We start from the raw sequence: 22837 nt of genomic DNA on the forward strand, positions 1-22837 counted from the left end.
AAAAAGCGATAAAATGAAATCCAATAAAACATTTCAAGGATGAATTACCAAAACCAAGAAATTTAGATGTTCAATTTAAAAATAAAGGAGACCCCGCCGCCGCTTAAGCGTCTTGCGGAAAGTCTCCCATAGTGTTATTCGAGGAAATCTTTAAGCCGTTTACTGCGGCTAGGGTGACGCAATTTACGAAGTGCCTTGGCTTCAATCTGACGAATACGCTCACGCGTAACACCGAATACCTTGCCCACTTCTTCCAGCGTTCTTGTGCGACCATCGTCCAGGCCAAAACGCAGACGAAGAACGTTCTCTTCACGCTCAGTCAAGGTATCCAGGACATCTTCGAGTTGTTCTTTCAGCAGTTCATAAGCAGCAGCATCCGCCGGAGCCAGTGCTTCCTGATCCTCGATGAAATCACCCAGATGAGAATCATCTTCCTCACCAATCGGTGTTTCCAGGGAAACCGGTTCCTGAGCAATCTTCGTAATCTCACGAACTTTCTCCACACTCAGGTCCATCTCGGCAGCGATTTCTTCCGGTGTCGGTTCACGCCCAAGTTCCTGCAACAGCTGACGGGATACCCGGATCAGCTTATTAATCGTCTCCACCATGTGAACAGGGATACGAATGGTACGCGCCTGGTCCGCAATTGCACGGGTGATCGCCTGACGAATCCACCATGTTGCATACGTACTGAATTTATAACCCTTTTTGTGGTCGAACTTCTCAACCGCTTTGATCAGACCCATGTTTCCTTCCTGAATCAGATCCAGGAACAACATGCCACGTCCAACATAACGCTTGGCGATACTGACAACGAGACGAAGGTTAGCCTCAGCCAAACGACGTTTCGCTTCTTCATCCCCATTTTCAATCCGTTTGGCCAGTTCTACTTCGTCATCCGCAGACAGCAAAGGTACACGACCGATTTCTTTGAGATACATCCGAACAGGGTCGTTGATTTTGATTCCTGGCGGAAGGCTCAGATCGTCATCAAAGTGGAATTCATCGTCTCCCTCTCTGGTGTTGTTCTCGGAATCTTCACTAGGGCGAAGGGTTACCTCTTCATCATTTTCATTCACGACATCAATACCCAGGTCGCTCAGCTGCTCATAGAACTCATCCATCTGTTCTGCATCTTGCTCAAATGGGGAGAGTTTTTCTATAATTTCCTTGTAGTTCAACGAAGCTCTTTTCTTACCTGATTCAATCAATTGATCCTTAACCTGATCCAGCGTCAATTCTGTTTCTAGTTCAGTATGCTGATCATTCGCCATAACTCGACTCCCTCCTCCCTAGAAACATCCAACATTCAGACGTTCACTGTCTCTCTAGGGCAATCATTTCAATTGCAATTTGTGCCGCGCGTACAGAATCACCTGCCCGCTCTGCAGCAATCATTTCTTCTTTTTTCAAATCGTACTCTTTCTTACGCGGATATTTCAGCACTTCCCTGATGCAATCATCGAGCATTTGAACACTCCATTCACCTGGACCATCCATCATCGAGATTGAACTGACCGTTTTTTCAAGTCGGTCGTCATGCAGTGAAGACATAAAACGGCTTGTATCCGACGGTTTGCCTTGCGCATAATAGGCATATAGATAAGCAGCAATAGCTGCATGATCATCTAAGTTAAAAGCTTCACCAAGATGCTCATTCACGTACTGGGCAGCCTCCTCATCCTGAAGCATCCAGGCCAGCAGTTTGCGTTCAGCAGCGTGATAAGCCGGCAACAGATTGGGCGTAGGCACCTGCCTATTTTGTTGCCTACCATTATTCCACCTTTTCGGGTTATTATCCCCATACTGAAGGTTATTTTTCATAGCCTCCCGTTCTTCGTTACACTCCTGCTTCAGTGTTTCAAATGATACATCGACTTCCGCAGCCAGTTCCCGAAGATATACTTCCCGTTCAGTTGGAGAAGACAATGGAGCAATAAGTTTGACCGCTTCCTTGGAGTAAGCGATTTGTCCGCCGCCTTCTAGCAGTATATGGTTTTTTTTTAGGTTTATAAGCTTAAATTTTGTAGTCGTAACGGCGCCGTCCACAATCTGGTTTCGGAACCGCTCGCCACCGTGCTTGCGGATAAAATCATCCGGGTCGAGCCCATCTGGGATCAGAGCAATTTTGACCTGCAATCCCGCTTCCTCAAGAATAGGGAAGTTTTTGAGTGCTGCGGCCTGTCCAGCTCGATCACCGTCATAACATACAATGACTTCATCACACATGCCTTTAAGCATCAGTGCCTGATTCTCAGTGAGCGCAGTACCCATTGCCGCTACACCGTTCTGGATATCTTGATCCCAGGCGGAGATAACATCGCCATAACCTTCGAACAATATGGCCTGCCTTTGTTTGCGAATTGCATTTTTGGCATGATGCAGATTGTAGAGAACACGGCTTTTGTTAAATAACCGGGTTTCCGGTGAATTTAGGTACTTTGGTTGCCCGTCTCCCAAAATGCGACCTGCAAATGCAATCGGCTTACCGCTCCTGCCATTAATCGGAAACATGACCCTGTCTCGGAAACGGTCTACATACCCCTGACCTTCGTTTCGCGGTGACAGTAAACCACCCTTTTCCATCTCCTCAAGCGGAAATTCGCGCTTTTCCAGAAATTGTACCAAGGTATCCCAGCGATTCGGCGCATAGCCGATCTGGAACTGGTCAATTAGTTTGTCGCTAAACCCGCGTGAGCGTAAATATTCCATAGCCACTTTACCGTGCTCTGTATTTTTTAATAAGAAATGATACAGCTTCGCGGTAAGCTCATATGCTTCCAATAAACGTTCAGTCTCTGGATTAACATGAGCCGATTCACGCCCTTGCCAGTCCCCCATTGAAATGTGGCTTTCTTCTGCCATCGTCTTGACAGCCTCGGGAAAGGATAACCCTTCGATTTCCATCCTGAATTTGATGGCATTTCCACCCGTGCCGCAACCGTAGCAATAGAAAATTTGTTTCTCAGGCGTAACTGTAAACGAAGGCGTCTTCTCAGAATGAAAAGGACAGAGGCCTTTCATATATTTCCCCTGTTTGGTCAGATGTACAAATCGGCTCACCGTATCGACGATATCATGCTGCTGTAACACCGATTCAATAATGCTTTCGGGTATACCGCCTTGTCCGGTACTCATCTTGGTCCACCTTCATCTCTTTAACACGTAAATATTATTCGATAAACTTACACATTCTCCTGCAAATCTTTCAAAAGTTTTGTCAGTTTATGTTGAAAAATTTCCCGATCCTGCTCTGTGAAAGGCTTAGGGCCTTTTCCATAATGCCCTCTTTTTCGTGCTTTGGCCGCAGTATGACGGGAATCCAGCATGAAATCAATGTCACGATCATTAAACTCGCGACCACGAAATGATAAAACATAACAACGTTTGCCAAGTGCGAGCGCCGCCAGTCCATAATCCTGTGTAATGACCACATCGTAAGGCTTAATGTGATTGGCAATGTAGAGATCGGCACTTTGGTCACTTCGATCAACCTGAACGGTGCGCACGCCTTCGCCACCCTGAAGAAAATGATCAAATGAAGAAACCATCAATACAGGAACGTTGAATCGGAGAGCTGTTTCTGCAATCTCGGCCTTGACCGGGCAAGCGTCACCATCCACAACAATGTGGCGTACATTCAACTCACTCAAACCCAGACCACCCGGTTTCATAAAATAGCTGCATATTGTAATATACGACCCCAGCCAGCCAAAATCCTTCTGACCGGGCTATGGAAATCAAAGGCTAAAATACGGAACGGCTGTAAATATAAATTTCTCACAATCCGTTCCGTATATTTATACCCTCATATATCCTTCTTTAATACTGAATTTATGCTTTGCGGCAGATCTGTCCTCCTGGATCTAAACCGACCCGACTACCACACCAGTTTGGAGAAATCAGCAAAAGCTTTCAGATCACGGTCAATCGCTGCAAGCAGTGCCAGACGATTCGCCCGGACAGCTTCGTCTTCCGCCATAACCATAACCGAATCAAAGAATATGGTGATCGCTTCTTTCCAAGCCGATGCAATCGCGAGCGCTTCAGCAGCATCATGCTTAGACAATACCTGACGGTATTCCTCATTCGTTTGGCTCCATGCCTCATGCAGCTGTCGTTCTCCTTCTTCTGTGAAGAGTTCCGAATGTACCGACGCATTGGATGCTTTGGCAGCCAGATTACCTACACGGTTGAAGGATTCTACGGTTGTTTTGAAGGCATCTCCCGTTTGGACGGCTGCCATTAGTGCCTCACCTTTTGGAACTACGGCGCTAATATCATCAAATCCGGAAGAAATCACTGCATCCACCACATCATAACGGACAGTCTCAGACAACAGTTTTTTCACGCGAAGACCGAAGAAGTCCTGCAAGTCTTTACGAACCTCTTCATCCGCACGTTTCAACAGGTTCATCTGGGCATGCACTTGAAGTGCAACGCCAAACACATCGGACAAGGTCAGTGGAAGATTGTGATCCAGCAAAATTTGAACGATACCTGCTGCCTGTCGGCGCAGCGCATAAGGGTCCTGAGAACCCGTTGGAATGATATTGATCGAGAAGCAGCCAACAATCGTATCCATTTTATCCGCAGCACTTACAATGGCACCTACGAGCGAAGCAGGAGACTGATCGCCGGCAAAACGTGGTTGATAGTGTTCAAAAACAGCTTTCGCCACTTCTTCTTTTTCACCAGCTTTACGGGCATAGTCTTCACCCATTACACCTTGCAGTTCAGGGAATTCGCCCACCATAAGTGTAACCAGATCGAATTTGCAGATATCCGCAGAACGACTCACCGCTTCAGCTACATCAGCAGATACGTGCAGCTTGGCAGCCAGGCCATCCGCAATTTTTCGAATACGGCGGACTTTATCTCCAACCGTACCGAGTTCTTCCTGAAAGACGATACTCTCCAGCTTCGATAATGCGTCCTTGATCTCCAGCTTCTGGTCTTCCTCATAGAAGAACTTTGCATCAGACAGACGTGCACGAAGTACCTTTTCATTTCCTTTCGCAATAACGTCCAGTGAATCGCTGCCGCCGTTACGAACCGTAACGAAGTATGGCAACAATTGTCCATCGTTATCAAGCACAGGGAAATAACGTTGATGCTCGCGCATTGAAGTAATAAGCACTTCTTGTGGAATATTCAAAAATGAAGACTCGAATGTCCCGAACAGCACCGTTGGTGTCTCAACCAGGAACAGCACTTCTTCCAGAAGATCTTCCTTGATCGCAATATCCCATTTCTTCTCGGCAGCCAGTGCCTGGATCTGGGACACAATCATCTGCTCACGTTCTTGAATATCCGCAATGACGTTCTCGGAACGAAGCACCTCCACATACGAAGCCGGATCTGTAATGACCGCCTCTTTCCCGAGGAAACGATGTCCACGTGTTACATTGCCAGACTTTACTCCTGCAACTTCCAACTCAATAACATCGCTGCCCAGCAGAGCAACAATCCAGCGAATTGGACGTACAAATTTGAAATCATACGAAGCCCAGCGCATGAATTTGGGGAACGTCATGGCATGCAGTATAGCCAGCAATCCTTGACCGATTACAGAGGATGTTTCTACACCTTTGCTGCTCTTGGTCGCATAGATATATTCCACGCCGCTTAGTTCCTTGAATGTGAACTGGTCGGGTTCAACACCCTGACTACGGGCGAATCCGAGTGCAGCTTTGCTCCAGTTCCCACTGTCGTCCAGTGCAATTTTGCGGGAAGGTCCTTTGACTTCTTCCTCCACGTCCTCCTGTTTCTCGGCAACATTCTTGATTAAAACAGCCAATCGGCGCGGTGTGGCATAGGCGTTCACTTCACCATAAGCAATACGTGATCCATCCAGCCATTTCACGACCCGATCCTGCAGCTGTTCAATCGCTGCCCGCATGAAGCGCGCAGGCACTTCTTCCAGACCAATCTCAAACAACAGATCCTTAGACATGCTCAGCTCCCCCTTTCTTAATCAGCGGGAAGCCGAGCTTCTCACGCTCTTCCACATATGTTGCAGCCACTTGACGAGCCAGATTACGAACACGGGTGATGTATCCGGTACGCTCCGTTACACTGATTGCTCCGCGTGCATCCAGCAAGTTGAACGTATGTGAACATTTCAACACATAGTCATAGGCCGGGAAAACTAAGTTCTGAGCCATCGCCTTGTTCGCTTCTTCCTCATGCATGTTGAAGAGCGTAAACAGCATTTTGACATCAGATACTTCAAACGTATATTTGGAATGTTCGAATTCAGGCTGACGGAACACATCGCCGTATGTAATGCCGTCGACCCATTCCAGTTCGAACACATTTTCTTTTTCCTGAATGTATGAAGCAAGACGCTCCATGCCATACGTAATTTCAACCGCTACCGGATTCGTCTCAATTCCGCCGACTTGTTGGAAATACGTAAATTGGGTGATTTCCATACCGTCCAGCCATACTTCCCAGCCAAGACCAGCACAGCCGAGGGAGGGATTCTCCCAGTTGTCTTCAACAAACCGAATATCATGTTTGAGCGGATCAATGCCCAACTGTTTCAGACTATCCAGGTAAATCTCCTGAATATTGTCCGGAGAAGGCTTGATAATAACCTGGAATTGATGATGCTGATAGAGACGGTTTGGATTTTCTCCATAACGACCATCCGAAGGACGGCGGGACGGCTCTACATAAGCGACTTTCCAAGGCTCGGGTCCAAGCGAACGCAGAAAGGTCATCGGGTTCATCGTACCTGCCCCTTTTTCCGTATCATATGGCTGGACAATAATACAGTTGTGCTCGGCCCAGAATTGTTGCAGCGTGAGGATCATCTGCTGAAAATTCATAATCATGCTCCTTTTCGATGGTTTGTGATAAACAAGCCTAGAACGGTACGGACAATAAAAAGCCCCCGTCCTACGCCTGTTATACAGACATAGGGACGAGAGCTATTCCCGCGGTTCCACCCTACTTGGCTTAGATATAAACAGGAGATCCCGTTCATTCAAGCCCACTTTTCCGTGTCCATTCATGCTCCCGAGTGCCATTTCACAGACCGATTCAACCCGGCTCCCACCATCCCCGGCTCGCTCATACAGGATCAGCAAGGTCAACGACCGCTTCTGCTCCTAAATGTAATAAATCAAGTCTCCTACTTTCTCGTTCAATGCATGTCTCCAAAAGAGAAATTATAGTTCATAATATATAAAAATAAGTACGAAGTCAAGATATATTATATTTTAATACATGACGACTCAAATCCCGTACTTTTCCATTTGATCAAGAAAAGAACGGGATTTCAGATTCAATCCGAGTTGATGATCCATAAAGGCCCGCATCATTTTTTTGATCTCAGCGCGGGTGCCTTCACTCACGGATATATTACCAAGTCTTTGCAGATCCAACTGCGCAAACAGGCGCAGCAGCTTCAAAGCCTTTGGACTTACAGACATCGCAGGAGGATCGAAGTGCTTGCAAGCACGGCACAGGACGCCCCCAAGCCTAGGACTAACAAATAATTGTTCATCCGGTCGCTCGTGACCACAGGAGATGCACTCATCAAGCTGGGGTCCATACCCGGCTGCCTGTAATATTTTCATTTCGTACAGGCTTGTGATGACCACCGGATCCTTCTCTTCCTTTAACGCCTGAAGACAGGCTTTTAACTGTTTGAACCAGAACGCGCCCGTCTCTTCATCCTGCAATACCCGATCCAGCAGTTCACAGGCATAAGATGCATAGGAGGCCTTAACCAGATCTTCGCGCAGCTCATGGTAAGACTCAATGATCTCCCCAGCGTTCAGTGTACCCAGACCCGTGTTTCGAAAATATACATATTGACCGTACGTAAATGGCTGCACCAGTGCAGCATGTCGGCTCTTGGGCTTTTTGGCACCGCGGACGAGTACCCCTACTTTCCCGCCGCTTTCGGTGCAAAGCGTAATAATTTTGTTTCCCTCGCCGTAGTCCATGCTGCGGATGACAATCCCTTCCACCCTGTATAGCATGCCTCGTCACCTAACCATTCCCGAATCAGCCAGTTATCCTTCGGCTTCTTCATCTTCAATCACTTCCCTTGCAGTATCCGACTCCTGTCCCAACGAGCCACATGCCTCGGCATATAACAGATAGGACTCCACATCCCCCGTCATTGCAAAAACCTTCCACGAAAAATCTCGCATCGGAATTTCATCCTCTCTTCAGAAATGACGTCTGCTTCTACCAGATAGGATGGAGTCTTGCAAGGTAAACTATGTGTTGCAATTACTGGATAATGAATGTATTATTCGCGACCAAAGCCAAGATCCCGCAGTACACGTTCCTGGTTTCTCCAGTCCTTTTTCACCTTAACCCACAAGTCCATGAAAATTTTGGAACCGAGCAGGTTTTGAATATCCTGACGTGCCCGTTTCCCCACTTCCTTGAGCAAAGCACCCTGTTTTCCGATAATGATTCCTTTTTGCGAATCACGCTCCACAAAAATGACGGCTGAAATATAAACGACGCCGTTATCCTGTACCTTCATATCCTCAATGGTTACCGCAATGGAGTGGGGCACTTCTTCACGCGTCATTTGCAAGATTTTCTCCCGAATCAACTCGGCGCAAACGAACTGCTCCGGATGGTCAGTTACCTGGTCGTCCGGATAGTACTGTGGACCTTCCGGCAGATATTTGCCCAGCTGCTCCAGCAAGGTGCTAACATTGCTGCCTAGCATAGCCGAAACTGGAACGATTTCAGCGAAATCGTGCAGCTTGCGGTACTCCTCAATCAAAGGAAGCAAAGCTTCTGGCTCAATTTTATCAATTTTGTTCATGACAAGAATGACAGGCGTCCGCACATTTTTCAATTGTTCAGCAATATAACGGTCACCACCACCCATGCCTTCCGAAGCATCGATCAGGAACAGAGCAGCTTCCACTTCTCCGAGGGTGTTCAAAGCAGTCTGGTTCATGTAATCGCCGAGCTTGGATTGACGTTTGTGAATCCCTGGTGTATCCAGGAAAACGATTTGTTGTTGTTCCGAAGTATATACACCATGAATTTTATTTCGTGTCGTCTGTGGTTTGTCCGACATAATTGCAATTTTTTGTCCAATGACTTGGTTCATCAGTGTGGATTTACCTACATTGGGACGTCCAATAATGGCTACAAAGCCGGATTTGAATGCTTGTTTTTTCATATGTTCCTCCTCAGGCGCCTAGGCCTGGAATGTATTGGTTTTTATTTTTTGGCAGAGTTCAGATCAGACGGTCCAAATGCCCATGGCAACAGTTCGGCAACTGTAGTTTCCTGCAGATCACCTTTCATGTTACCCAGAATGACCTTCATATCCGGATCACACAGTTCGTACATCACTTGACGACATACGCCACAAGGAGCAATCGGGCCGTCCGTATCCCCTACAATGGCAATGGCTTTGAAACTGCGCGGCTGCTGTCCTCCAGCAATCGCACTGAACATGGCTGTACGCTCAGCACAGTTGCCTGGTGTATAAGCAGCATTCTCAATATTACAACCATGATGCACATGTCCTTCACTGTCAAGCAGAGCTGCGCCTACCCCAAAATGAGAATACGGCGTATACGCTTTCGTACGTGCCTTAATTGCTTCCTGCATCAACAAACCATTATCCATAATTAATCTCTCCCTCTGGGGTGTACTATAAAGTTAACTAGTGCATTTACACTGGACACTCCGCTGCCAGAACAACCTTCCGAGCGCTGTTATCCCCAGATTTTTATGATTCACTTTTTCAAAGTGAAAATCCGGGGATAAGCGTATGCTTCGTTTCTTCAGGTTTATTCTGACCTCTCCGTTATCGTGTTTGCATCAAGTAACTATACAATTGTGTGTAATTTTAAACCAAAATCAAAGCAAACCCAGCCAGCTCATCACCGGCTTAATGAAAACGATACACCCGATGATGACGGCGAACACCGCAGCCAGTAGAACTGCGCCGGCCGCGGTGTCCTTCGCCGCTTTTGCCAGCGGATGTATATGCGGATGCGCCAAGTCCACAGCAGCTTCCACTGCTGTATTCATCAGCTCTGTCACAAGAACCAGAAAGACCGCTGTCAGCACAAACATCCAGTCTGTTCTGGAAATTCCGAAAAAAAAGCCGGCTGCACACATCAAGATGGCGACTCCCGTATGAACTCTTACATTTCTCTGAGTCCGCAGCCCGTATACGATTCCTTCCGCAGCATTGCGGAATACCATGCCCCAGGAGCGCCTTTTCATTATCGTGTCAGCCCAGCTTGGGCCAGTACCGCTTCCTGTTTACCCATCATTTCGGCTTCGCTGGCTTCATCCTGATGATCATATCCGAGCAGGTGCAAGAAACCATGAACAAACAGAAACCCGAGCTCGCGTTCAAATGAATGTCCATATTCTTCACTCTGCAGGATCGTCCTTGGAACAGAGATAATAATATCTCCTAAGACATCCGGCATTTCTTCCATTTCTTCGTCCTCATCCAACTCGTAGATAATATCCAATTCCTCATCCACCGTCTCATTCATCGCAAAAGACAATACATCTGTTGGACTATCAATGCCGCGATAGTCACGGTTCAACTCATGGATCTGTTCATCATCCACAAATGTCAGGGCCACTTCCCCGTCTGCAACGCCTTCTGCTTCTCCGGCAAGGTTTAGCAGCTGCTCCAGCATCGCGATCATCGGTTCGGTAATTTCTTTATTCTGTTGTTCATTATTCCACGCTAGGTTAAGACTCATTCTTTCATACTCCTGTCTGCTCATATTAGCGAATCAACCCGCTTCTGGCGAAGTAGGCTTCGGCTTCTTCATTTCCTCCGGATATTCAATCCTGGAGTGGAATATGCCCATGACGGTTTCCTTAAGGGTCTTGGCTACGATGTCCAGTTCACGCATGGTCAGATCACAGTCGTTAAACTGATGGTCATCCAGACGACCTTTAATTATTTTTTCAATCATGGATTCCACTTGTTCCACAGTAGGCTTCCGCAAGGAACGGACAGCGGCTTCCACACTGTCAGCAATGCCAACAATTGCCGACTCTTTGGACTGAGCCTTAGGACCTGGATAACGGAAATCTTCTTCCGTGAAATCAGGTTCCACTCCAGCTTCCTCCGCCTGACGAAGCGCTTTGTGATAGAAATAATGCAGGAAGGTTGTTCCATGATGCTGCTCGGCGATGTCCCGAATAGGTTTTGGCAACTTGTAATCCTTCTGCATTTCCACACCATCCCGTGCATGAGCTACGATAATGGACTTGCTCAGCTTGGGATCAATCGAATCATGCGGATTCTCCATATTGTTCTGATTTTCAATAAAATAAATGGGTCTTTTGGTCTTGCCAATATCATGGTAATAGGAACCTACCCGACATAACAGTCCGTTGGCACCGATCGCCTCTGCTGCGGCTTCTGACAGGTTACCTACCATAACACTGTGATGATATGTGCCCGGTGTCTCCGTTAGCAGTTTGCGTAGTAGCGGATGATTCGGATTAGACAGCTCCACCAATTTCAGCGCAGACAAGATCCCGAATGAGGTTTCAAAAAACGGCATCAGCCCAATGACCAGGATGGCGGTCAGTACGCCTCCGGCAAACGCAAATCCAATACCATACAGCGTTGTGGTCCGGTTCCAGTCACCCGAATCTATTAAAGCGAGCGTGAAGACTGCAATGGATCCGAACAGACAGACCATAATGGCGCCTTTCAGGATGGTAGACCGCTGACTGGCCCGATGGGTGGCAAAGATCGCAACAAACGATACCAACACCGCGAAGAAACCAAGTTCAAAGTCAAAAATCTGACCCTGATGCGTATTCAAAATAATGCTCGACAACATGCCGATAATGATCGAGCAGACAAAGGCGAGCGATGTATCCAGCAGCAATGCAATTAACATAGCTCCTACAGCAACTGGTGCCAGAAAGCCTACGTATGAATTCTCACTGGTCTGTAGGATGGCTGTAACATGCATAACCACAATGGTAATAATAAATATGAGAACAAGCATCAACAACTGCGCATTGTTATATTTAAAATGCGTTCCACTGAACTGCTGAATATACATTAGAATCGCTGCTGACAACAGGCAGGAAAACATAAGTAGTCCAAGCTGCGGCCAATAGTTCACTTCGTTTTTCAGCAAATCATTCTCACCCAGAAGGGTGTACATCTCAGGGGTAATTAACTCCCCTTTGGCTACAAGCGTGTCCCCTTGCTTGATAAAGACCGTTTGCGTATTCTCACGAGCCTGCACTTTGGCTTCCTTCGTCCCCTCTTCATCATAGAAGCGGTTGGACGTCACCACAAGACGAGCAAGTTCCTGCACAACCTCACGCTGTGTACGTTTGCTAAGTGAGCTTACACTCACCATCTCGGCCACTTTCGCACGTGCCGTTGTTGCATCGCTAATCTGGTCTGTCATCAATCTGGAGACGATATCCCGGGCAACGGCTTTCATCTCCTGGATATCATCTGAAGTCAGACGTGAGATTTTAATGTATGTCTCTTCCGGGATACGATAGCTTTGCTCCTGTACCACATTTCTGATCTCTTCCAAAAGAGTTTCGGAGTATGTACCCGCTTTTCGGTTGTTGTTGATAAAATTGGACACAAAGTCCTTCTGACGCTGCGGTATTTCATCACGATAGATGTCAATCTTGTCCTGACTTGAAATCTGATCATCCTGATTCAGTCGATCAATACGGTCAAGCAGAGTCGTCATCAGATTTTCGTTCCGCATTTGCACGATCTGAAACATCGGCTGTACTCGTTCTGCCGCTTCTTCTTGCGCTTTCAGTGTAGCTTTCGTATTTGGAATTTGCATGGGCGCAGCAATATCCACTTCACTCCGTGTGCCTTCCTGAATATCATACCGCTCAGGGAGCAGCTTGGAAGCAAGACCTACGTAGAAGAGGATCACCAGAAACAAAAACAGAAGATAGCGTGCCCACACGCTATACTTCCATCCTGTAGCTCTATTCTGAAAAGATTTGCCTTTTGACAGTTCCTTCGAGGTCATCGAGACAATCCCTTTCTATTCTTGATTTTCTGCGGCGTGGTTATAGGCAACGATAATTTTCTGGACGAGGGAGTGCCTTACAACATCCTGTTCGGCAAAGTAAACGAATCCGATTTCCTCCACTTGACCCAATATCGTATTTGCTTCCACAAGACCCGACTTTTTGCCGCGGGGTAAATCAATTTGTGTCACGTCACCCGTAATGACCATTTTGGAACCAAAACCAAGACGGGTTAGAAACATTTTCATCTGTTCGGGTGTCGTATTTTGGGCTTCATCCAGAATAATGAATGAGTCGTCCAGTGTACGTCCCCGCATATAGGCCAGAGGCGCAATTTCAATCAAGCCACGTTCCAGGGCCTTGGCGGTCTGTTCTTGCCCCATGACGTCATACAAAGCATCATACAAGGGACGCAAGTAAGGGTCCACCTTTTCCTGAAGATCACCAGGCAAGAAGCCGAGGCTCTCTCCCGCTTCAACGGCAGGCCTTGTGAGCACGATTCGTTTGACGCTGCCTTCCTTGAGAGCTGCGACAGCCAATACAACCGCTAGATAGGTTTTACCTGTACCGGCAGGACCGATACCAAATACAACATCACGTTTTTTAATTGTAGTTACATAGTGTTTCTGTCCAATCGTTTTGACCCGGATCGGTTTCCCGCGGTATGTCGTTGTAATCTCGCCTTTGAACAGATCCAGAAGCTGGTCTGCACGCAGTTCCTTGGCGAGCTCAATGGCATACTTGACATCCCTTTCGGTTAACACATACCCGTTACGTACCAATTGCAACAACACATCAAATAATTGTTCAAGCGATTCCACATTCTGTATGCTGCCATGGATCACAATCTCCGCTTCACGGGAAGCGATCTGGGCTGGAATCTCGGATTCAATTAATTTCAGGAAAATATCTTGGGGTCCAAAAAGAGATTGACCCTCTCCCGCACTTTGGAGGGAGATTTGTATGCTGCGCGTTTGCTCTGACAAATAGCCTCATTCTCCTTGACTATGGACTAACGGAAGTTCTTCCGCAATGCTTTCTTCCACTTCAAATAATACTTTCATATAAACTTTACCATTCTCTTTCTTCTCATGCAAAATTTTTTCACTTAAAATTTTGGTTCCTTTGCCGTTTTTGGCAATAATATCGTTTCTGGCTCCTTCCAGCCCTTTCGTTCTGGCCCATTCAATCGTTTGCTGCTCCTCTTGTTCCGTCGTCTCCAAATCTTTCTCTGTCAGCCATCCCATGGGAAGAGTGAAGGATCGCCAGGTCAGTGGTTTATGATCACTGGCGGTAGCAAATGAGGTAAAAGGCGTATTCCCGTATCCCCAAAGTTGTATCGCCCACTTCCCCAGAACAATGTAAAAACGTTCCTTGCTTTCCCCGGTCATCGTCTTATGTTTCTGAACAAGAGGCACTTCCACCTGATATTCACGCCATACCAGTCCGCGAACTTCGCCTTTGGCTACGATGGTCTTTGTATTCTCTTCATCCCCCAAAATACCCGATATCAATACTTGCCCTTTCTTGACACGCATGTCCTTCTGGACAACAGGTCGCCCCTGCTCTGCATAGATTTGCGTGATCACAGCATCCGACTTGCTGACCAGGTGTCTCGGGTTCAGCAGCGGTTCACGTTTAGGTTGTGCCGACTCCACGACCTGGATGGTGATGGTTGTCCCCTCTTTGGTCACACCAATCCAGGTTACATCCGGCAGAGCGAGTGCGAGCTGTCTGGAGAGCTTGTCCTGGCTTTGAAGACGGAACCCCCATTGAAAAGGGTAAATACCTTCTTTTTTCGCAGCCGCAAGCACTTCATCCGTCGGAATGGTCACATTTCCTTTGACTTCCACATCCCAAACCATGGATGACAAAGCAAACAAAGCCGCTATAAAAAACAGCATACCGCCAAGAAAGAACTTTCTTCTCAGCAGCCGGGCTGCAAAGAACGGAAATCCGCTTCGATGGGTCACCTTCACCCGGCAGCCTGTCCGTTTCACCAAAGGACGCAGCCTGAAAAAATGCGGTAGCAGAATGTTCATTTCTGCCTTGCGTCCGTCATGGGCACGCAGGTTCCACACTTCCAGTCCCTGCTCTGCCACCATGTTGATCAATGCTTCAATATCCCCCCCAGTGACCGTGATACGGACTGCTCCTCGCAGTTTGTACAGACTGGGCTGCTTCATGCGTTCCCCTCCGCTTCATTCATGTGAATATCCAAAATGGTTCCTTCAACTGCTACTTCATCCGGCAAAATATTGCGAATCATCAAGTCAAATCCCTTGATCTCCAGCTGACCTTGGGAGAGTGCAAGGACGATGCGATTCGGTGTGAAATGGATGACACCACGATGATTCTCTATATACAATTGCTTTGTGCCGATCAGGGTTAACCGTGGCATATCGTAAAGCACATCCTGCGGCAAATCCAGCACCTCGCTGGTCCATCTGCGCAGCTTGCGGCTGATCCGGGTCATTCGAAGGTCTTCCCCCTTCCTCTACAGTTCAACTTATGCGCAGATTCTTGAAATTATGAAAACTACGGGCTGTGTTAGATGCGAAAATTAAAAGAGAACGAAACAGAAAAAAGCCGTCGTCTGGATTCATGCTCACCAGAGACGGCTTTTCACTCAGTAAAACTATATAAAGTTACAGTTTGCCTCGTGTTCCAAAAGGCTGTTTCGCCCTAGGGGCACCTAAAACTTCAGCCCACAACACACCCGTACGAATGTCTTCGCGTCGAAGCTGGGACGGTTCAAACTCACCAGTGGTAACTTCATTCCAACTGGAATCAGATACAACCGGTGTATTGGCAGTAGAAATACGATCCAGACGCTCACGAATTTCACGTTGCCTTTGCTCCATGACCTTCATCTGTTCTTCAAGGGAATTTTCCATCCCCCCCATAGAACCTCGACTTCCAAAATCGTCATTCACGGGACGGACAGATGTCGCCGCCGGTTCCGAGTAGGGTTGATCATATCGATCATCATACTGGTCGTCCTCATACCGTTCATCGTACTGTTCATCATGGCGTGGATCTGAAGGGCCGGCTGACTGCTGTGGAGAAGTGTTCCCGCGCGAGCGATCATCCCGGTCCAAATCACCATTTCCTCCAAACGTAGGCATCCCGTTATTTGGACGTTTCTTGTTCGGATCAGCCGACTTGGCTGCTTTTCCAAGAAAGGAAAAGAGGGCAAAAGCAACAACGGCTACAATATACAGGTTATTAAAAATCCATTCGAATAGGCCCATATGCACTCACCGCCTATCTTCCGTTTTTGGAATCACCCTGATCGTTGGAATTTGTATTTTCACCAGGTTTTCCTAATGTGTTACGCATTTGAGTGTCAGCTTCAATGTTTTTCAGGTTCATATAGTCCATTACACCAATTTTACCGCTGCGGAGTGCTTCAGACATTGCCAACGGTACTTGGGATTCAGATTCAACCACACGCGCTCTCATTTCTACTACACGTGCTTTCATCTCTTGCTCTTGAGCTACGGCCATAGCGCGACGTTCTTCCGCTTTTGCTTGAGCGATACGTTTATCCGCCTCTGCCTGTTCCGTTTGCAGGAATGCACCGATGTTTTTACCTACATCTACATCCGCGATATCAATGGACAGGATTTCAAAAGCAGTACCTGCATCCAGACCTTTGGACAATACCGTACGAGAGATCAAATCCGGATTTTCCAGGACATCTTTATGGGAATTCGAGGAACCGTTTGTACTAACGATACCTTCGCCGACACGGGCGATAATGGTTTCTTCACCAGCACCACCGACGAGCCGGTCAATGTTGGCACGAACCGTAACCCGAGCTCTGACTTTAACTTCGATACCATCTTTGGCTACCGCAGATACGATCGGTGTCTCAATGACACGAGGGTTAACACTCATTTGTACGGCTTGCAATACGTCCCGGCCTGCAAGGTCAATCGCAGCAGCACGTTCGAATTCAAGTGGAATGTTCGCACGTTGTGCAGCAATCAGGGCGTTAACAACACGGTCAACGTTACCACCGGCAAGGAAGTGGCTTTCCAGTTGGTTCATTGTCAACTGAAGTCCAGCTTTGGTGGCTTTAATCAGTGGATTTACGATCCGGCTAGGTGTTACACGTCTTAGTCTCATCGCTACCAGCGTGATAATCCCCACACGTACGCCGGATGCAAGAGCTGAGATCCAGAGCATTACTGGGAAAAAGCTGAAAAATACGCTCAATACGATAATCGCAACTACCGCAACGAGCAAAACCGTAATCAAGGTTGGTTCCATAGTCAAAATTCCTCCGTTTGCCATTAAATTTTGTAAAAAAAACATGTGAACAGACCATGTGGTGGAACTTCGCTGCTGTTCATTGATTCGCACCACTCCACTAGCAGCTTCTGCAGAATGGTTATGTACATTGCCGGAGCTTTAATCAAGCCCGGCAACAGAGTGGATTATACCGGCAATGCCTGTTGAACGACAATTCGGGTACCTTCCGCTTTAATCACGATAATCGGCGTATCAATCGGAATGAAATCTCCGTCAGAGACCACATCGACCCGCTCCCCGTTAAACATCGCTGTGCCCGAGGGACGAAGCGGAGTCAGACTGATCCCTTGCATACCGATCAACTCTTTCCGCTCTGTAACAGAAGAGTAACCACGATCAGCAGACAGTTTGTCGCTTAAGATGAATCGGTTCCATATGCCTCGATCCTTAAACAGAATAACGACGATTGCAATGACCACCAGAGCTGCACCAAAAGCAATACCCAACGATATAAATGCATCACTTGTATCATAAGCAGCTCGCACAACACCAGCCACAAGCGCAACCGATCCCAAAATCCCCAGAATACCAAAGCTTGGGATAAACATCTCCAGAATCATCAGGATGAGTCCAACAGTGAATAATACCCATGTCTCCGCTCCGGCAAAACCGGCAATATAATTCCCTGAGAAATAAAGCACAAAGCATACGATACCAACAATACCAGGCACTCCGAACCCAGGCACAATCAACTCAATGATCACCCCGGCTATTCCGAGGAATAGCAGTATCGTCATGACGACAGGATTGGTCAGAAATGTCGATATGTTCTCTGCGGCAGTTCTCTGAACAGTGAACACATCATCCTGACTGTATCCGAGCCAGGCTGCGGCTTCTTCCGGCGAATTGCTGATATGGTCCGCATAGCCCACCTTGAGCGCTTCTTCCGCCGAGAGAGCAATAATTTCACCTTTTTCTTTGGTTTTATTAATCTCCGGCATCTCTACAACCATGTTAACATCTGTCATTCCGGCTGCAATTTTGCCATCACGACCACTTTTCTCAGCCGCTCCCTGCATTTTGCTCTTCCAGAATGCAACCAGCTTCGGATCATCGACATGTTTACCCGTGCTGTCTACCATCGCTGCCGCACCGATCATGCTGCCTGGCGACATTACGATCTTATCTGCATTCAAAGCCAGAAAACTTCCGGCCGATGCAGCATCTCCACGAACAAATGCAACGGTTTCAATTGGACTTTCCTTAATCAGGTTGCCCAGTTCCTCTGCCGTGTCGACACGCCCTCCCGGCGTATTAATATCCAGAACGATCAGGCCAGCGTTCATCTCTTCTGCTTCCTTGAAACCGCGTTCCATAAACTTGCCAAGCCCCTGCTCGATTGGTTTATCCACCGGAATGATATATACGGCGCCACTTTTCTCAGCTGCATGCGCAGACGGTGATCCAATCCAGACAGGAAGCAGCAGCGTCAGCAGCATCAAGAGCAACAATGGCCCCGTAAGCTTCTTCCGGCGCTTTCCCTTCACAATAGTCCCCCCTTTTCCATTAATGTTATACTGTCCAGCTTATGGTATTTATTACGTACAATGCAACATTTCGTTTCAAAATCTTAAAATTATATTTGAAACCTAGAGCAATTGCAACAAATAAAATCCATATTCATGTGTATTAACCAGTTAAAAGCAATATTTGTGAACGTACATAGAATAATCCAGCAAGTTATCCTGCATCAGATAGCTGAACAATCAGCGATCCCCTTCGATTAAACCTGTCTAGAATAGAAAGAAAAACATAAACGGAAAAAACACCCCCTGACAAGTCAGGAGGTGTTCATTGATTTGCTTTATTGCAGAAATTGTTGAACTGCTTGATTTACCAGTTTGCCGTCCGCTTTGCCTTTGACTTTCGGCATAAGGGCAGACATGACTTTCCCCATCTCGGCTTTCGAAGAAGCACCGGTTTCCTGGATGGTCTGCTGTACAATAACTTTAATTTCTTCTTCGGTAAGCTGTGCGGGAAGGTACTGACTGAGTATTTCAATTTCCGCTTTTGCATTTGCCGCGAGGTCTTCACGGCCCGCTTTGTCAAATTCTTGGAGGGCATCTTTGCGCTGTTTGATTTCACGACTCAGAATATCAAGCACTTCGTTATCATCCAAATCTCTTTTCAAATCTATTTCAAGATTCTTGATCGTCGAACGAATCAACCGAATGTTGGAGAGCTTGAACTTGTCCTTACTCTTCATCGCTTGCTTCATATCTTCGTTCAATCGTTCGCTAAGATTCATGTAGTTAAAATCCTCCTAAAACTTTCTCTTACGAGCAGCCTCGGACTTTTTCTTGCGCTTTACGCTTGGCTTCTCATAATGCTTACGTTTCTTCACCTCAGCCAATACGCCATCTTTTGCGATGGAACGTTTAAACCGACGAAGTGCAGCATCAATAGTCTCGTTTTTGCGAACTTTAGTTTCAGACACCAGTTTTCCCTCCCTCCGACCAGACCGTCCAAGAGCAATAACACGGTTCATCACCTTTCATTATAGGCGAAAGGTAATAAAGGTGTCAACCTTAACGTAATGATCATTTATTTTATGTGAACTTTAGCCCCATATTCTAGCATATGGATAAATCCTAATTACAGTAACAAAACTTTTATTTGTGTGAATCAGACAAGCTCGTTAATACGCCGAGTCGCGTACCGCCAAGCAAATGATAATGCAAATGATGAACGGTTTGTTCCCCGTCCTTGCCGCAGTTATTAATCAGCCGGTAACCTGTCTCTTCCACACCCAGACGCTTAGCTGCTTCCTTCGCAGCCAAATGGATCTCACCGATTAACGGCAGGTCTTCCGCAGTTACTTCATTCATGGAATCAATATGTTTCTTTGGAATAACGAGTACATGGGTGGGTGCAGCGGGCTGGATGTCATGAAAGACAATGACATGGTCATTCTCCAGTACCTTATTGGAGGGAATGCTGCCCTCCACAATTTTGCAAAACAAGCAATCCATTGTTCATACCCTCCTTTGATTAAAATTATGTATACACTACTATCATACCGGAACTGAAAAGTGACGTCCAATCTAACCTGCTCCGTTATCTCCATAAAATCGCAATTATAAACAGAAAAACCTTTTACATCTTAGTGAACTGCTGAGCATACACCAAGATGTAAAAGGTAATATGTGCATCAATACGCATTACTTCATCACACAGCCCTATTAATAATAAGGCAATAAGGTTAAGGCAGTAAGCCCAATCAGAGGAAGTACCAGCCTGTTGAAACGTCTGCGACCGTAGCCGTAATATGGATATGGGTAGCCATAGCCATATCCATAGCCATACCCTGGAAAAAAGCCGCGTGCATGAGCGGGATAAGGAGCTGGCATCATATTGGGGCCCCCATTTCCGTGATTAACCATAGCGTCATGACCCACGGGAACGGCCAGGTAAATCATGTCATCATCCACATTCTCCATAATGCCATCATAATGGGCACCATCATGCATTTGTACACACACGTAGCGATGCATGTGTTCCTTACACAGTTTCTTCGCTTCCACCTTTTCCACGTTCTATCGCCTCCCTGAACTGTTCTGCTCTTCATCACCTTTTCATGGTATTCAGGATCTGGGCGAAATGACACTATATGAATGACAAGAGTTTCAGGAGTACGACTGTTTCTAGAAAAGTTTATAAAAAATGAATCACCTGTGAAGTAGGGGCAAGTGCTGAAAACATAAAAAAGAAGCACCCCGTAGCAGCTCCCGTATTGGGGCCTGCTGTTGCGGACGTCTATCCAGGAGCTTTCCCGGTCAGACGTCCGCCGGGGTACTTTACATAAAGTTTGTCGGCTTAACTGTAGTATAACAACAGAATGAACCTGTATCTGTGATCTAACTCACTTAACGAATCTAACGGAACATATAAATGAATTCAAGCCCATCATCGTCAATCAATCTGTGGAGACCTCCATCAGATGCACGTTGCAGGACTGGTTAAAATCGGGATCTCTCGATCAACTCATTGAATCGGTGGAACGCTTCCGTTCTATAAGGTTTCCAGTACAACACGGGAACCGGCTCCGGCTTCACCTGCTGGAATAACCACCAGTTTACGCGGCAAACGTGCTCTCAGCTCCGGAACATGACTGATGATGCCGACAGCAAGACGGTCATCATGCAATTTTTCCAGCGATGTAATGACCGTATCCAGCAGTTCAGGGTCCAGTGTGCCGAACCCCTCGTCCAGGAAGAAGAATTGCAGCGGATACTGGCCGCGCAGCTGAATTTGGGCAGATAGTGCCAATGCCAGGGACAATGAGGTCAGGAAGGTCTCTCCACCGGACAAGGTGGACACCGGTCGTTTAACCCCACCATTTGCATCATCACAGATGACAAAGCCTCCACCCGAATCCACCTCAAGAGAATAGCGTTGTTTGGTCAGGAAGCGCAGACGCTGTGAGGCTGCCTGACTCACCTGCATCAGTTGTTCTTCTGCAATGTATTCAACAAATGCATTCCCTCTGAATGCCGCTTGTAATTTGCTAAGCATTTCACCTTGACGGCTTACCTCCACCCGCTTGTTCTCCAGCTCGGTCCAGCGTACATGTCGCTGCTGAACATCCTCCAGATCACGTTCTGCACGCGCCTTCGCTCGGAGGGCCGCCTCATCCTCTGTACGGGATCGTTGCAGTCGTTCGGTGCAAGCTAACCACTGTTCCTCGGATACGACTGCTCCGCCCAGTTTTTGTTCCAGTTCACGAAGTTGGGATGCAAGCTCACGATCACGTTCCCGATGCTGTTGAATTTCTGCTGCCAGTCGCTCGGCTTCCTGGGCAGGAATCGATGCTTCCACCACCTCATGCTCCGTAGCAAACGGGGATTGTTCCAGCAATTGCTTCCAGCGTTCCTGTGCCTGCTGCGAATGCTCTGCTGCCGAAGCTGCTGCCTGTTGGGCCATGACGTCCCTTTTGGCTGATTCCTGTTTCAACGCATCGGCTTCCTTGAAGCGCTGCGCCGAATCAGCGGCAGCTCTTCGCAATTCATTCAGTCGAATCTGGGCAGCAGCAATCAAATCCTCAACCCGCTGCTCACCAACCCATTGGCGGAGACGTTCTTCCTTCTCGGCAAGCAGTTTGTTGTTGCCTTGCCATTCCGTCTGCCACTGAATCAGCTGTTTGTCCAATTCAACCAGCTGATGCTGGAGAGATTGGACCAGCAGCTCCTTTTCTTCAAGGAACGTTACACTTTTGTTCAATCGTTCCTTGATGTCTTCTGCGCGCGCGTCGCGCTCCTGCATCGCCTGGTGGAGGGCCATAGCCTCCTCCTGAGCGATGCCTGGCAGTTCCGCGGCCCAGCGGCCGTGCAATGCGGCTGCGGCGGTTTCACTCTCGGCCAGCCTGCGCTCGGCCTGTGCGAGCCCGGCTTGGCCGGCCTCCTGCGCGGCAGCCGCTTCCATGCGGCGCTGCTGCGCGCCTACAGCCGCCTGCTGCAACGCGGCGGCTTCCGCTTGCAGCGGCGCTGCGGCAGCGCCCAGCGCC

At 47.5% G+C, this 22837-nt stretch carries 24 protein-coding genes; all 24 read right to left on the reverse strand.

Features of this window, described 5'->3' with window-relative positions:
- Nucleotides 1-134: 134 nt before the first annotated feature.
- Nucleotides 135-1274, reverse strand: coding sequence for an RNA polymerase sigma factor RpoD (gene rpoD, locus PPA03S_RS23730; RefSeq protein WP_024628459.1), 1140 nt, complete (start codon nt 1272-1274; stop codon nt 135-137).
- A 43-nt stretch (nt 1275-1317) separates the two neighbouring features.
- The gene (gene dnaG, locus PPA03S_RS23735; RefSeq protein WP_024628460.1) at nt 1318-3138 is read right to left on the reverse strand and encodes a DNA primase; all 1821 of its coding nucleotides are present in this window, start codon (nt 3136-3138) and stop codon (nt 1318-1320) included.
- A gap of 47 nt (nt 3139-3185) precedes the next feature.
- On the reverse strand, nt 3186-3674 hold the full coding sequence (locus tag PPA03S_RS23740; protein ID WP_062326476.1) for a YaiI/YqxD family protein: 489 nt from the start codon (nt 3672-3674) through the stop codon (nt 3186-3188).
- Between the two features lie 206 nt (nt 3675-3880).
- A complete protein-coding gene (glyS, locus tag PPA03S_RS23745) occupies nt 3881-5956 on the reverse strand; it encodes a glycine--tRNA ligase subunit beta (protein WP_062326478.1) in 2076 nt (691 codons plus the stop codon).
- Complete coding sequence (gene glyQ, locus PPA03S_RS23750) at nt 5949-6836, reverse strand: glycine--tRNA ligase subunit alpha (protein ID WP_062326481.1); 888 nt, start codon at nt 6834-6836, stop codon at nt 5949-5951. The genes glyS and glyQ overlap by 8 nt, the downstream gene beginning before the upstream one ends.
- A gap of 102 nt (nt 6837-6938) precedes the next feature.
- Nucleotides 6939-7103, reverse strand: coding sequence for a hypothetical protein (locus PPA03S_RS33425; RefSeq protein ID WP_167666092.1), 165 nt, complete (start codon nt 7101-7103; stop codon nt 6939-6941).
- Nucleotides 7104-7244: 141 nt separating this feature from the next.
- A complete protein-coding gene (gene recO / locus PPA03S_RS23755; protein ID WP_062326483.1) occupies nt 7245-7997 on the reverse strand; it encodes a DNA repair protein RecO in 753 nt (250 codons plus the stop codon).
- 33 nt (nt 7998-8030) lie between these two features.
- Nucleotides 8031-8171 carry a YqzL family protein gene (locus PPA03S_RS32505; RefSeq protein WP_082704290.1) on the reverse strand — a complete coding sequence of 47 codons (141 nt, stop codon included), beginning with the start codon at nt 8169-8171 and terminating at the stop codon, nt 8031-8033.
- A gap of 101 nt (nt 8172-8272) precedes the next feature.
- Nucleotides 8273-9172, reverse strand: a complete 900-nt coding sequence (gene era / locus PPA03S_RS23760; protein ID WP_062326484.1) for a GTPase Era — start codon at nt 9170-9172, stop codon at nt 8273-8275.
- Between the two features lie 41 nt (nt 9173-9213).
- A complete protein-coding gene (locus tag PPA03S_RS23765) occupies nt 9214-9627 on the reverse strand; it encodes a cytidine deaminase (protein WP_062326486.1) in 414 nt (137 codons plus the stop codon).
- A gap of 234 nt (nt 9628-9861) precedes the next feature.
- Nucleotides 9862-10233 carry a diacylglycerol kinase family protein gene (locus tag PPA03S_RS23770; RefSeq protein ID WP_024628467.1) on the reverse strand — a complete coding sequence of 124 codons (372 nt, stop codon included), beginning with the start codon at nt 10231-10233 and terminating at the stop codon, nt 9862-9864.
- Complete coding sequence (gene ybeY, locus PPA03S_RS23775; protein WP_062326488.1) at nt 10233-10730, reverse strand: rRNA maturation RNase YbeY; 498 nt, start codon at nt 10728-10730, stop codon at nt 10233-10235. The genes PPA03S_RS23770 and ybeY overlap by 1 nt, the downstream gene beginning before the upstream one ends.
- Nucleotides 10731-10763: 33 nt before the next feature.
- Complete coding sequence (locus PPA03S_RS23780) at nt 10764-13013, reverse strand: HD family phosphohydrolase (RefSeq protein ID WP_062326490.1); 2250 nt, start codon at nt 13011-13013, stop codon at nt 10764-10766.
- A gap of 15 nt (nt 13014-13028) precedes the next feature.
- Nucleotides 13029-14000: a PhoH family protein gene (locus PPA03S_RS23785; RefSeq protein WP_062326492.1), complete on the reverse strand. Its 972-nt coding sequence runs from the start codon at nt 13998-14000 to the stop codon at nt 13029-13031.
- 6 nt (nt 14001-14006) lie between these two features.
- Nucleotides 14007-15200 (reverse strand): sporulation protein YqfD, encoded by a 1194-nt coding sequence (gene yqfD / locus PPA03S_RS23790; RefSeq protein WP_062326494.1) that lies wholly within the window; start codon nt 15198-15200, stop codon nt 14007-14009.
- Nucleotides 15197-15490: a sporulation protein YqfC gene (gene yqfC, locus PPA03S_RS23795; protein WP_062326496.1), complete on the reverse strand. Its 294-nt coding sequence runs from the start codon at nt 15488-15490 to the stop codon at nt 15197-15199. Before yqfC ends, yqfD begins: the two co-directional genes overlap by 4 nt.
- A gap of 172 nt (nt 15491-15662) precedes the next feature.
- Complete coding sequence (locus tag PPA03S_RS23800; RefSeq protein WP_062326498.1) at nt 15663-16268, reverse strand: YqfB family membrane protein; 606 nt, start codon at nt 16266-16268, stop codon at nt 15663-15665.
- Nucleotides 16269-16281: 13 nt separating this feature from the next.
- On the reverse strand, nt 16282-17292 hold the full coding sequence (gene floA, locus PPA03S_RS23805; RefSeq protein ID WP_167666093.1) for a flotillin-like protein FloA: 1011 nt from the start codon (nt 17290-17292) through the stop codon (nt 16282-16284).
- Nucleotides 17293-17459: 167 nt separating this feature from the next.
- Nucleotides 17460-18773: an NfeD family protein gene (locus PPA03S_RS23810; protein WP_062326532.1), complete on the reverse strand. Its 1314-nt coding sequence runs from the start codon at nt 18771-18773 to the stop codon at nt 17460-17462.
- A 365-nt stretch (nt 18774-19138) separates the two neighbouring features.
- Nucleotides 19139-19582 carry a GatB/YqeY domain-containing protein gene (locus tag PPA03S_RS23815; protein ID WP_062326501.1) on the reverse strand — a complete coding sequence of 148 codons (444 nt, stop codon included), beginning with the start codon at nt 19580-19582 and terminating at the stop codon, nt 19139-19141.
- A 15-nt stretch (nt 19583-19597) separates the two neighbouring features.
- Nucleotides 19598-19771, reverse strand: coding sequence for a 30S ribosomal protein S21 (rpsU, locus tag PPA03S_RS23820; protein ID WP_005547957.1), 174 nt, complete (start codon nt 19769-19771; stop codon nt 19598-19600).
- A 175-nt stretch (nt 19772-19946) separates the two neighbouring features.
- On the reverse strand, nt 19947-20306 hold the full coding sequence (locus tag PPA03S_RS23825) for a histidine triad nucleotide-binding protein (RefSeq protein ID WP_062326503.1): 360 nt from the start codon (nt 20304-20306) through the stop codon (nt 19947-19949).
- A gap of 210 nt (nt 20307-20516) precedes the next feature.
- The gene (locus tag PPA03S_RS23830; protein WP_411835281.1) at nt 20517-20828 is read right to left on the reverse strand and encodes a hypothetical protein; all 312 of its coding nucleotides are present in this window, start codon (nt 20826-20828) and stop codon (nt 20517-20519) included.
- 517 nt (nt 20829-21345) lie between these two features.
- The coding region (locus tag PPA03S_RS23835; protein ID WP_281189083.1) for an SbcC/MukB-like Walker B domain-containing protein at nt 21346-22837 on the reverse strand (1492 nt) is incomplete at its 5' end.

Source organism: Paenibacillus pabuli NBRC 13638, assembly GCF_001514495.1.
Taxonomy (GTDB): Bacteria; Bacillota; Bacilli; order Paenibacillales; family Paenibacillaceae; genus Paenibacillus; species Paenibacillus pabuli.